The sequence below is a fragment of the Pseudomonas sp. GW821-FHT01D09 genome, from assembly GCF_059422465.1.
Map to the genome: position 1 here is coordinate 127,410 of NZ_JBWKWY010000008.1, position 11,915 is coordinate 139,324.

The 11,915-nt window shown below is 63.6% G+C and carries 10 protein-coding genes; 3 read left to right on the forward strand and 7 right to left on the reverse strand.

Translation table 11 applies throughout. The features are described from left to right. Positions 1 to 60: 60 nt before the first annotated feature. The 6 genes from AC07W7_RS11205 to AC07W7_RS11230 form a co-directional block, all read right to left on the reverse strand. Positions 61 to 1,995 carry an acetyl/propionyl/methylcrotonyl-CoA carboxylase subunit alpha gene (locus AC07W7_RS11205; RefSeq protein ID WP_495039320.1) on the reverse strand — a complete coding sequence of 645 codons (1,935 nt, stop codon included), beginning with the start codon at positions 1,993 to 1,995 and terminating at the stop codon, positions 61 to 63. A 63-nt stretch (positions 1,996 to 2,058) separates the two neighbouring features. After that, positions 2,059 to 2,841, reverse strand: a complete 783-nt coding sequence (locus tag AC07W7_RS11210; RefSeq protein WP_495039321.1) for an enoyl-CoA hydratase/isomerase family protein — start codon at positions 2,839 to 2,841, stop codon at positions 2,059 to 2,061. Next, positions 2,838 to 3,995, reverse strand: coding sequence for a citronellyl-CoA dehydrogenase (atuD, locus tag AC07W7_RS11215; RefSeq protein ID WP_099170464.1), 1,158 nt, complete (start codon positions 3,993 to 3,995; stop codon positions 2,838 to 2,840). Before atuD ends, AC07W7_RS11210 begins: the two co-directional genes overlap by 4 nt. Before the next feature lie 20 nt (positions 3,996 to 4,015). After that, on the reverse strand, positions 4,016 to 5,632 hold the full coding sequence (gene atuC, locus AC07W7_RS11220) for a geranyl-CoA carboxylase subunit beta (RefSeq protein ID WP_197883051.1): 1,617 nt from the start codon (positions 5,630 to 5,632) through the stop codon (positions 4,016 to 4,018). Positions 5,633 to 5,635: 3 nt separating this feature from the next. Further along, positions 5,636 to 6,508: an SDR family oxidoreductase gene (locus tag AC07W7_RS11225; protein WP_169898070.1), complete on the reverse strand. Its 873-nt coding sequence runs from the start codon at positions 6,506 to 6,508 to the stop codon at positions 5,636 to 5,638. Positions 6,509 to 6,520: 12 nt separating this feature from the next. After that, the gene (locus AC07W7_RS11230) at positions 6,521 to 8,299 is read right to left on the reverse strand and encodes an acyclic terpene utilization AtuA family protein (protein ID WP_495039322.1); all 1,779 of its coding nucleotides are present in this window, start codon (positions 8,297 to 8,299) and stop codon (positions 6,521 to 6,523) included. A gap of 157 nt (positions 8,300 to 8,456) precedes the next feature. Here AC07W7_RS11230 and AC07W7_RS11235 point away from each other — a divergent pair, with 157 nt between their 5' ends. The 3 genes from AC07W7_RS11235 (at position 8,457) to AC07W7_RS11245 (ending at position 11,072) form a co-directional block, all read left to right on the forward strand. Continuing rightward, positions 8,457 to 9,080 (forward strand): TetR/AcrR family transcriptional regulator, encoded by a 624-nt coding sequence (locus tag AC07W7_RS11235; RefSeq protein WP_099170460.1) that lies wholly within the window; start codon positions 8,457 to 8,459, stop codon positions 9,078 to 9,080. Positions 9,081 to 9,179: 99 nt separating this feature from the next. After that, positions 9,180 to 9,977 carry a substrate-binding periplasmic protein gene (locus AC07W7_RS11240; RefSeq protein ID WP_099170459.1) on the forward strand — a complete coding sequence of 266 codons (798 nt, stop codon included), beginning with the start codon at positions 9,180 to 9,182 and terminating at the stop codon, positions 9,975 to 9,977. Positions 9,978 to 10,058: 81 nt separating this feature from the next. Continuing rightward, positions 10,059 to 11,072, forward strand: a complete 1,014-nt coding sequence (locus tag AC07W7_RS11245) for a GNAT family N-acetyltransferase (protein WP_099170458.1) — start codon at positions 10,059 to 10,061, stop codon at positions 11,070 to 11,072. A 76-nt stretch (positions 11,073 to 11,148) separates the two neighbouring features. On the opposite strand, the gene AC07W7_RS11250 is transcribed toward AC07W7_RS11245, so the two are convergent. Beyond that, positions 11,149 to 11,700, reverse strand: a complete 552-nt coding sequence (locus tag AC07W7_RS11250; RefSeq protein ID WP_029298131.1) for an RNA polymerase factor sigma-70 — start codon at positions 11,698 to 11,700, stop codon at positions 11,149 to 11,151. Positions 11,701 to 11,915 lie beyond the last annotated feature (215 nt).

Genomic DNA, 11,915 nt, shown 5'->3' on the forward strand with positions numbered 1-11,915 from the left:
CGTACTCATCCCTTTCTGATGGGGATAGAGCGTAGCCAAGCCTGGTAGTTCCGCCCAGGGCTACTCGATCTGTAGCAAGACCTGGCGATTGCGCACCTGATCGCCTGCGCTGACATGAATGGCCTTGACCACCCCATCGATGCCAGCCTTGAGCGGGTGCTCCATTTTCATTGCTTCGAGCACCAGCAGCAGTTGGCCCTTGCTCACCACATCCCCTTCGTGCACCTGCACCAGAATGATGGCCCCGTCCATCGGTGCCTTGACCGTGCCGCTGCTGGCGGGCGCTTCGCGACTGGCCACGGTTTGCGTCTGGTTGCTCACGCACAGGCTGTGCCCTGCGTGCAACAGCCAGAGCTGGGTGCCTTGCAGGTGATAGGCAAGCCGCTGCCGAATGCCGTTGATGACCAGGCTGGCCCAACGGCCGTCACTGTCGAGCAGGTGTATGTCGATGTTACCGACTTGCAGATGATCGTCCGCCAGTACCTGGGCGGTGACCTCGTGGCGCTGCTCATCGACGCTCAGGCGATAGGTCCAGGGCACGCTGGCATTGTTGCGCCAGCCCGCCAGGGCCGGGCGGTGCACGGCCGCGCTGTGTCGATAGAACAGGGCGGCGGCCACTGCCAGTTGTTCGTCGCTGATGGCGGGGCGGGCAATATCCCGGAAATGTTCGGCGATAAACCCGGTGCTGAAATCCGCCGCGACAAACTGCGGGTGCCCGAGCAAGTCCACCAGTAACCGTTGATTGCTGGGAACCCCCAGCAGCACACAGTCCTGCACGGCGCGTAGCAACTTGCGCCGCGCCTCTTCACGGGTGGCGCCATGGGCGATGATCTTGCCCAGCATCGGGTCATAGAACGGGCTGATCCGCTGCGGGGCCAGCAAGCCATGATCGACCCGCACCCCGGCCGCCGGCTCCCAGCGCAGTACCTCGCCGGTCTGTGGCAAGAAGCCCTGGGCCGGGTCTTCGGCGTACAGGCGCACCTCCATGGCATGCCCGGTCAGTGTCACTTGGTCCTGGCGCAAGGGCAGGGGCTGGCCGGCGGCGATTTGCAGTTGCCAGTCCACCAGGTCCAGGCCGGTGATCAGTTCGGTGACCGGGTGCTCCACTTGCAGGCGCGTGTTCATTTCCAGGAAGTAAAACCGCCCGTCCTGGTCCAGCAGGAACTCCACGGTGCCGGCGCCGACATACGCCACCGCCCGCCCGGCCTTGAGCGCCGCGTCGCCCATGGCCTGGCGCAGCTCGGCGGTCATGACCGGGCAGGGGGCTTCCTCGATGACCTTCTGATGGCGGCGCTGCACCGAGCAATCGCGCTCGCCCAGGTAGATCAGGTTGCCATGGGCATCGCCGAACAGTTGGATTTCCACATGGCGCGGCGCGAGCAACGCCTGCTCCAGGATCAGTTCGTCGCTGCCAAAGGCGTTCAGGGCTTCGGAGCGTGCGGTGTGCAGTTGTTCGAGCAGTTGCGCGGGCGTGTGCACCAGGCGCATGCCACGCCCACCGCCGCCGGCACTGGCCTTGATCATCAGCGGGTAGCCGATGCGCTCGGCTTCGCCCTGCAGGGTGGCGTCGTCCTGCGTGCTGCCCTGGTAGCCGGCAATACACGGCACACCGGCGTCGAGCATGGCGATTTTCGACAGGCGCTTGCTGCCCATCAGTTCGATGGCGTCGGCGCTGGGGCCGATAAACACCAGGCCAGCGGCGAGACAGGCCTTGGCGAATTCGGGGTTTTCCGAGAGAAAGCCGTAGCCGGGGTGGACGGCATCGGCGCCGGTGAGGCGTGCGGCATCGAGGATGGCCGGGATATTCAGGTAAGACTGCTGTACCGGGGCCGGGCCGATGTTCACGGCTTCGTCGGCCATGTGTACGTGCAGGGCGTTGGCGTCGGCCTCGCTATAGACCGCCACGGTGCGGTAGCCCAGGGCTTGGGCGGTGCGCTGGATCCGGCAGGCGATTTCGCCACGGTTGGCGATGAGAATTTTATGGAAATTGGGCATTTTGGCTCCCTGTTTGATGGGTTGCGTAGGTGCGGGCTGGTGTGGGAGCTGGTGTTTTCAAGATCAAATCACCCACCGGGCCTTGCGCTTCTCGACAAACGCCCGCGTCCCTTCAATGCCTTCTTCCCCGGTCACCGCCTCGGCAAACCACTCGGCAGCCTGGTCCAGCAACGGTTCCAACGGCTGATCCAGGCTCTGGAGCAACAGCGTCTTGGTCCGCGCACTGGCCTGGGGCGCACAGCGCAATACCTGCCCCAGCACTTCATCCAGGCGTTGCGCCAACCCCTGGGGATCGGGCTCGACAAAATGCACCACCCCCAGGCGCTGCGCCTCGACCCCATCGAACCGCGCCGCGGTCAACGCCAGGCGCCGGGCCTGGGTCAGGCCGATACGCCGCACCACAAACGGTGCAATCTGCGCCGGCAACACACCGAGGCTGGTTTCCGGCAGGCCGAATTGCGCCTGGTGGTCGGCAATGGCGATGTCGCTGACACACGCCAGGCCAAACCCACCGCCCAGCACCGCGCCTTGCAACAGCACAATCACCACTTGCGGCAAGGCTTCGACTTCTTGCAGCAGCGCGCCAAACACCCGGTTCAAATCACGCAAGCCCTGGCGGCTGCCCGCACGGCTCAGGTCCTTTACATCGCCGCCCGCACAGAAGTGCCCGCCGGCACCACTGATCACCAGCGCCCGCAGTTGCTCGTCACGCGCCACGTCTGCCAGCACGGCGCGCAGTTCGCTGACCATCTGCACGCTCATGGCATTGCGGTGCTGCGGGCGGTTGAGGGTGATGTGCAGCACGCCGTTATGCGGTTCCAGCAGCAGGGTTTCACCGGCGTTCACGACCTTTTCCCCGGCAGCGTGCCCATCAGTTTGCAGATGATCCCCAGCATGATTTCGTCGGCGCCGCCGCCAATCGACACCAGGCGCACATCGCGATAGGCACGGGCTACCGGGTTGTCCCACATAAAGCCCATGCCGCCCCAGTATTGCAGGCAGCTGTCGCTGACTTCGCGGCCCAGGCGCCCGGCCTTGAGCTTGGCCATCGAGGCCAGCCGCGTCACGTCCTGGCCCTTGATGTATTGCTCGGTGGCCTGGTAGACCAGCGCCCGCAGGCATTCGACCTCGGTGGACAGTTCGGCCAGGCGGAAGTGGATCACCTGGTTGTCGATCAGCGCCTTGCCGAAGGTCTGGCGCTCCTTGCAGTATTCGATCGTGCTGTCGATGCAGGCCTCCAGGCCCTTGATCATATTGGCCGCGCCAAACAGCCGCTCTTCCTGGAATTGCAGCATCTGCATCATGAACCCCGCGCCCTCGTGGCCGATGCGGTTGCGCTGGGGTACGCGCACATCATCGAAAAACACCTGGGCGGTTTCCGAGCTGCGCATGCCGAGTTTTTCCAGGGGCGGGCTGACGCTGACCCCCGGGGTGTTCATCGGCACCATGATCAGCGACTTGTTGATGTGCGGCTTGCCGTCCGAGGTGTTGACCAGCAGGCAGATAAAGTCGGCGCTGGGGGCGTTGGTGATCCACATCTTGCTGCCGTTGATCACGTAGTCGTCGCCATCCTTGCGCGCATGGGTCTTCAGGCCGGCCACGTCGGAGCCGGCGCCGGTTTCCGAAACGCCGATGCAGCCCACTTGTTCGCCGCTGATGGCCGGGCGCAGAAACTCGTCGCGCAGCTCATCGGAGCCAAAACGCGCGAGGGCCGGGGTGCACATATCGGTCTGCACGCCGATGGCCATCGGGATGCCGCCGCAGCGGATGCTGCCGAACTCTTCGGCGGCGACAATCGAGTAGCTGTAGTCCAGGCCCATGCCGCCGAATTGCTCCGGCTTGGAAATACCCAGCAGGCCGAGGTCGCCGGCCTTGCGGAAAATCTCGTGGATCGGGAAGCGCCCGGCTTTTTCCCACTCGTCGACGTAGGGGTTGATCTCGCGTTCGACAAAGTTGCGCACGGTACGACGCAGCTCTTCGTGTTCCTGGGTGATGATCATTTTTATTGTTCTCCTGCTCGTTAAAAGCGCGCGGCGCCGAAGCTGTTGGGTTGCAGTTGGCGCACCTGGGCCTGCTGGCAGATATCCAGCAGGTAGCCCAGCAGCGTGCGGGTGTCCCGGGGGTCAATCAGCCCGTCGTCCCACAGGTTGGCGCTGCCATACAGGGCCGTGGACTGGCTGTCGAGTTTCTGTGCGGTGACCTGTTCGAGCATGTCGAGCACCTTGGGGTCGGGCACCAGGCCGTCCTTCAGTTGCTTGGCCTCGGTGACAATGCGCAGCACCTTGCCGGCCTGGGCACCGCCCATCACGGCGGTGCGGCTGTTGGGCCAGGCGAAGATAAAGCGCGGGTCCAGGCCCCGGCCGCACATCGCATAGTTGCCGGCGCCGTAGGAGCCGCCAACCACCACGGTGAGCTTGGGCACGCGGGCATTGGCCACCGCCTGGATCATCTTCGCGCCGTGCTTGATCACGCCTTGTTGTTCGGATTCGGTGCCCACCATAAACCCGGTGGTGTTGTGGAAAAACAGCAGCGGCGTCTGGCTCTGGTCGCACAGCTGGATAAACTGCGCCGCCTTGCTCGCGCCCTTGGGCGTGATCGGCCCGTTGTTGCCGATAAACCCGCAGGCGCGGCCCTGGATCTGCAAGTGGCCGCAGACGGTGTGGGGGTCGAACTCGCCCTTGAACTCCAGGAAGTTGGAGGCATCGGCGATCCGCGCAATGATTTCCCGCACGTCATAGGGTTTTTTCGGATCATCGGGGATCAAACCCAGCAGTTCCTCAATCGGATACAGCGGCTCGGCGTAGGCCCGTACCGGTGCAGGCGGCAGCCGGTCGTCCCACGGCAATAGGCTGACAATCTCGCGCACGATGCGCACGCCATCAGCATCATTTTCGGCAAGGTATTCGGCGGTGCCGGCGGTTTGCGCATGCATTTGGGCGCCGCCCAGCTCCTCATCCGTCGCCACTTCGCCGGTGGCCGCCTTGAGCAGCGGTGGGCCGGCGAGGAACAGCTTGGCTTTGCCACGCACCACCACCACGTAATCCGACAGCCCCGGCTGATAGGCACCGCCGGCGGTGGCCGAGCCGTGCACCACGGTGATCTGCGGCAGGCCCATGGCCGACATCCGCGCCTGGTTGGCAAAGCTGCGCGCGCCTTCGACGAAAATCTCCGCCGCGTAATTAAGATTGGCGCCGCCGCTTTCGGCCAGGGTCACCACCGGCAGTTTGTTTTCCATGGCGATCTGTTGCAGGCGCAGGGATTTTTTCAGGCCGCTGGGGGAAATCGTCCCGCCCTTGATTGCGCTGTTATTGGCCACCACCAGCATGCGCACGCCGCTGACATAACCGATACCGGCAATCAGACCGCCCCCGGCGGCGCTGCCGTCCTTGTCGTCATGCAGCTTGTAGCCGGCCAGGCTCGCCAGTTCGAGGAAGGGTGCGCCGGGGTCGAGCAACAGGTTGAGGCGCTCGCGGGGCAGCAGTTGGCCGCGCTTGTCGAACTTGCCCTTGGCCTCGGCGGCCTTGTCCAGCAGGTTCTGTTCCAGTTGGCGCAGGTGATTGATGGCGGTGAGCATGGCTTCGCGGTTCTGGGCGAACTGCGGGCTGTGGGGGTCGAGCAGGGAGTCGATGACGGGCATGGCTTATTGGCCCTCCTTGAGCACATCCGGCAGGTAGGCGCGGTGAAAACCATTGAACGATGGGCTCGGCGGCTGGGCCTTGTGCAGCGGCCAGGCGCGGCTGCCGAGGCTGGCGGCACCGTCGATGCGCAAGGTGCTGCCGCTGATGAACGCAGCGGCGGGGCTGAGCAAAAACACAATCGCCGCGCTGACTTCCGATTCGGTGCCAATGCGCTTGAGGGGCACATGCTCGCGCAGGGTCGGGATCACCGCTTTGAACGCGCCTTCGTAGGTGTCCATGCCACTGGAGGCGATCCAGCCCGGCGCCACCGCGTTGACCCGCACCCCGGCATAACCCCACTCGAACGCGGCAGTCTTGGTGAAATTGTCCATCCCCGCGCGCGCCGCGCCCGAGTGGCCCATGCCGGGCATGCCGCCCCACATGTCGGCGAGCATATTGACGATGGCGCCGCCGTGCTTGCTCATCGACTGATTGAACACTTCCCGCGCCATCAGGAAACCGCCCACCAGATTGGTGCGCAACACGGTTTCAAAACCTTTTTGATTGATCGAGGCCAGGGGCGAGGGGTATTGGCCGCCGGCATTGTTGACCAGGCCGTGGATCGGCCCGTGTGCTTCGATGACCTGGCTGACCAGCACCTTCACCGCCTCTTCATCGCGAATATCACAGGCCTGCCAACTGGCGCGGCCGCCGTCCTCGCTGATTTCCTGGGCGACCTGTTGCAGCTTTTCCGGCTTGCGCCCCACCAGCACCACATGGGCGCCCAGCGCCGCCAGTTCATGGGCGGTGCAACGGCCAATACCGCTGCCGCCGCCGGTGACGATAAGGGTCTGCCCCTGGAACAGGTCGGCTTTGAAGATCGAGTCGAAGGCCACGGTGTGAGTCCTTTAGTTGAGTTGATCAGCGAGGTGGCGGGGCACGGCAATCGGTATTTCCAGCAGTTGCTGGGCGAAGGCCTTGCCTTGCGGGTCGATGCGCAGGCTGGCGATACCGCCGCCGCCCAGGGCGTTTTCCAGGAGGAAGTTGAGGCTGTGGCTGCCGGGCAGGTACCAGCGTTCGACGCGCCCGTGCAGTGGGTCGAGTACATGGCGCATCCAGTCGGCGATCACTTGCGGGGTCAGTGCCTCGGCAATCCATGGCAGGTATTCGGGCCGGCGCGCGATCACCCCGATATTGCTGTGATTGCCCTTGTCACCGGAGCGCGCCACAGCCAGCTTCACCAGGGGCACGCTGGCCTCGGCGCGGCCTTCGGGCCTGGGCGGGTCGAGGGGCGCGCGGGGCGTGCTCGGGGCGGCCGGGGCTGGCAGTTCGCAGGGGTGGGACTGGCCCAGGAAGTCCACGCTCAGGTTGCAGGCGCGCTTATCGATCAGGAACGAAAACAGGCGGATCAGTGGATACACCGTGGGCCTGCCGCCGACAATACCGGTCAGGCCCGGTGCCATGCCGGTGGCCGCCTGGGCGATTTCCCGGGCGAACAGCACCAGTGCCTGTTTGCTTGGGTGGCGCACCGCGAGCTTGAGCACCACTTCGCGGCAGTCCTCGCGTCGGGCGTGGGCGCCGTAGGTGGCTTCGCTGCCGAGCAACTCGATATTGACCTCGGTGTAGGGCGCCCAGCCGCGCTGGCTGAACAGTTCTGAAGTCTTGTTGATGATCGCCTGGCTGACCCGTTCGGCCTTGGCCCACGCATCGATACCGGCCAGCAGGCAGCTGGCGGTGCAGCGAAAGCCGTCGGGGTAGGTGGCACTGACTTTGTACTGGTCGGTCGGTGCCTGCCCTTTGGCGCCGCGCAGGTGCACCCGGTCCGTGCCCTGCTGGGTCAGCGTGACCTGGCTGAAGTCGCAGATCACGTCCGGCAGCAGATAGGCGCGTGGGTCGCCGATTTCATACAGCAGTTGTTCGGCGACGCTCAGTTCGCTGATCAACCCACCCGTGCCCGGTGCTTTGCTGACGGTGAACTGGCCGTCGGCGCTGACTTCGACAATCGGGAAACCGATGTGCTCGTAGTCCGGCACCTGGCGCCAATCGGTGAAGTTGCCGCCGGTGCACTGCGCGCCACATTCGATGATATGCCCGGCCAGTGCGGCCTGGGCCAGGTGGTCGTAGTCCTGCCACGCCCAGTTGAACTCATGCACCAGGGCCGCGCTGACCACCGCGCTGTCCACCACGCGTCCGGTGATGACGATATCGGCCCCCAGTTGCAGGGCCTGGACGATGCCCGGCGCACCGAGGTAGGCATTGGTGGACACGCACATCGCCGGCAACGGCGCGCCACTGAACATATCCTGGATGCCCTGCAGTTGCTTGAACTGTGGTTGCAGGTCATCGCCCAGCACCACGGCGATTTTCAGCGGCACCTGGGCCTGGTCGCAAGCGGCCTGCAAGGCCGCCGCGCAGGCCTGGGGGTGGATGCCGCCGGCGTTGCTGATCACCCGGATGCCCTGGCGCTGGATATCGCCGAGCAGCGGCGCCAGCACTTCGACGAAATCCGTGGCGTAGCCGGCCTGGGGGTCTTTCAGGCGCGCCCCGGCGAGGATCGACATAGTGACTTCGGCCAGGTAGTCGAACACCAGGTAATCCAGGGTGCCGCCGTGCACCAACTGCGCGGCGGCGGTGCAGGTGTCGCCCCAGAATGCACTGGCGCAGCCGATACGAACGGTCTTGTCCATGGGAAGCCCTTCTTTGGAAAATCGCTGGGTCGAGACTACCAAGCAAGCGCTTGGTTTGTAAACTATGAACACAACTTATGCCCAAGCGCTTGCTTGGGTGGCTGTCACGGCCTAAATTGCCGGCCACGACGCAATCAAAGTAGTTGAGGAGAGCAGCATGGATGAGCAAAAAGCCCTGGAGGTGATGCGCACCATGGTGGACGGCGGGCAACTGACCGACCCTGACAGTGCCCGGGGCAAGCTGCTGCAGACCGCAGCTCACCTGTTTCGCAACAAGGGGTTTGAACGCACCACCGTGCGTGACCTGGCCAGTGCGGTGGGGATCCAGTCCGGCAGCATTTTTCACCATTTCAAGAGCAAGGACGAAATCCTGCGGGCGGTGATGGAAGAAACTATCCATTACAACACCGCGATGATGCGCGCCTCCCTGGCCGAGGCGAGCAATGTGCGCGAGCGGGTGCTGGCGCTGATTCGCTGCGAATTGCAGTCGATCATGGGCGGCAGCGGCGAAGCCATGGCCGTGCTGGTGTATGAATGGCGCTCGCTGTCGGCAGAGGGCCAGGCCCAGGTGCTGGCGTTGCGCGATGTCTACGAAGAGATCTGGTTGCAGGTGCTGGGCGAGGCCAAGCAGGCGGGTTATATCAAGGGCGATGTGTTTATCACCCGGCGTTTCCTGACCGGGGCACTGTCGTGGACCACCACCTGGTTCCGCGCCGAGGGCAGCATGACCCTCGAACAGTTGGCCGAGGAAGCGTTGTTACTGGTGCTCAAGGCCGATTAGGCCTGGAGCGCAGGCCATTAAATTGTCGGGTAGAAAGTTGTCTCTGGGGACAAAAACGCCTAGCTTAGCGAGATCCAGATTTTGAACGGTGCGTGCCTGATGTTTTCGCCATGGCGGCTGGCTGCAGGACTTACAGTGTTGGCGATGGGCACTTTGTGGCAGGCGCAGGTTTCGGCGGCTCAATTGGTGCGGATCGGTGCCGCGCATTTTCCTCCGTATACCGTGCGCCCGGAACAGGGCGCCGACACCGGATTGCTACCGCAACTGCTGGAGGCGCTGAACCGTGCGCAGAGTGACTACCAGTTCGTGCTGGTGCCCACCTCCATCCCTCGGCGCTTTCGTGATTTCGAGCAGGGCCGGGTCGACATGGCCATCTTCGAGAACCCGCAGTGGGGCTGGCAGGGCATCCCCCATACCAGTGTCGACATGGGCCTGGAGGACGCCGAGATTTTCGTCGCCCAGCGCCAGGCCGGTCGTGACCAGGGGTATTTCGCCGAGCTCAAGGGCAAGCGCCTGGCGGTGTTCAGCGGTTATCACTACGCCTTTGCCAACTTCAACCCCGACCCCAAGGCCATGGCCGCGCAGTTCAACGCCACGTTGACCTATTCCCATGACAGCAACTTGCTGATGGTCACCCGGGGGCGCGCGGATATTGCCCTGGTGACGCGCTCCTACCTCAGTGACTTTATGGTGCGCAATGCCGACACGGCTGGGCAGTTCCTGGTGTCGGAGCGCATTGACCAGGTCTACCACCACTACGCGTTGCTGCGCCCCAAGGCGCCGATCAGCGGCCCGGCATTTGCCGCACTGCTCAAGGGCCTGCGCGACAGCGGCGAGCTGTTGAAGATCTTCGAGCCCTACCGCATCGATGTGCTGCCGGTCGCTGACGCGCCCTGATGGCGGCAACGCCGGCTTAAATTTTTGCGGCTGGTTCACGTCACTTCGTCTAACTGTCGACGATTACCGTGAGCCTCCTCCATGCCCAATCCCCAAGACTTGTCAGCCCTGCCACTCCCGGCAGGGCCTACCCTGAACGCAGACGAAAGCGATGGCCGCCTGACCCTGACCCTCGCCGGCCAGCCGCTGGTGCGCCTGCGCCTTGCGCGCGGCGAAGCGTTGCACCTGCATTTGCAAAACCCCGGTGAGGTGCCGTCGGTGCAGGCCTTGTGGGCTGCGGCTTACTGGCTGTTTGCCCGGGAGCCTGAGCGCCAGCAACTCTTCTGGCACCTTGAACATACCCCGGATGAGGCCCTGCGCAGCGGCCTGCTGCTGGCCACGGACGTGGCGGGGCAGTTGCGTTGCGAGCGCACCCTGTTCTGGCAATTGCCACAACCGTGGCTGGGCCTGCCGTCGAATGAGGCTTATCCGCAGCAGATGATCATCAGCACGGGCAAGCGCCATCCGGCGCGCGCGCCCAAGCCGCGGGGGGAAGTCTATCGACGTTTCGACATCCGCCTGGGCGCGTGGATCTCACTGCGCACACTGGAGATCGATGTAGACCTGGCCCGCTTCAATCGCTGGCAGAACAGTGCGCGGGTCGCCAATTTCTGGCAGGAAAGCGGCAGCCTGGAGCAACACCGGGACTATCTGCAGAAGCTGGACGCCGACCCGCACACCCTGACCCTGATCGGCTGTTTCGACGACGAGCCCTTTGCCTATTTCGAGGCGTACTGGGCCAAGGAGGATCGCATCGCGCCGTTCTATGAGGTGGGCGACTACGACCGGGGCATCCATATGCTGGTGGGCGAGGAGCATCATCGTGGGCCGCACAAGGTTGCCAGTTGGCTGTCGGCGCTGGTGCACTACCTGTTCCTCGACGACCCGCGCACCCAGCGGGTGGTGGCGGAGCCCAGGGCTGACAATGCCAGGATGATCGGGCATATGCAGAACCAGTGCTTCCACTGCGAGAAGGAATTCGATTTCCCCCACAAGCGCGCGGCGCTGATGATTCTGGGGCGGGAGCGGTTTTTTGAGCGGTGCGGGTTGGTCTGAGCGCTACAGGGCAACACAGATCAAAAGTGGGATTTGTGTGGGAGCTGGCCCCCACACAAGCTTATGCCCATGGTGGTTAGACCCGTCGGGCAAACGTATCGCTATGGGTCCCCGAAACCTTGCGGCAGTGCACCAGCGCATCACGGATCATAAAGTTGACCAGGGTCGGCGACACGCCCAGTTCCTTGGCAATGTCCTTTTGCGGCACGCCATGCAGGCGGTACATCTCGAACGCGTAGCGCGTGCGCTGGGGCAGCTCGGTCAGGGCGTCGGCGATGTTTTCCAGGGTGGAGAAATTGATGTGCGAGGTTTCCGGTGAAGCGCCATGAATAACCACATTCAAGCCTTCCTCTTCCGTCCCGGAGTATTTCAGTTCCAGGGCCTGTTTACGGTAGTGGTCGATAGCCAGGTTACGCACGATCTGGAACAGGTAGCTCAGTTGCGCCTTGAACGATGAGGTGATCTGCGGGGCCGATTGCAACCGGAAGTAGGCGTCCTGCACCACGTCTTCGGCACGGGAACGGCAGCCGGTGATGCGCGCTGCGATCTTGACCAGGATCAGGCGGTTATCGACAAACGCCTGGAGTAACGGTGAATCGCACCTGCTTGTGGATACTTGTTCCGTCATGGAAATCACCTTGCTGCAAATAAGGTTAGTGGAGGGCATCCCTGCTGAGGCCTCCTACACATCGGGCAACAAATTATGCTTAATGATAATGATTGTCAAATGAGAAGCGGAACTAATCTTATACCGAAATGCAAACGGTGAGGCACTTCTCTTTGTCTGCGGACCTTGGCCTGCCGAGTAATTATTTTGCCGGGCCATCCGTTCTCATTGGTGAC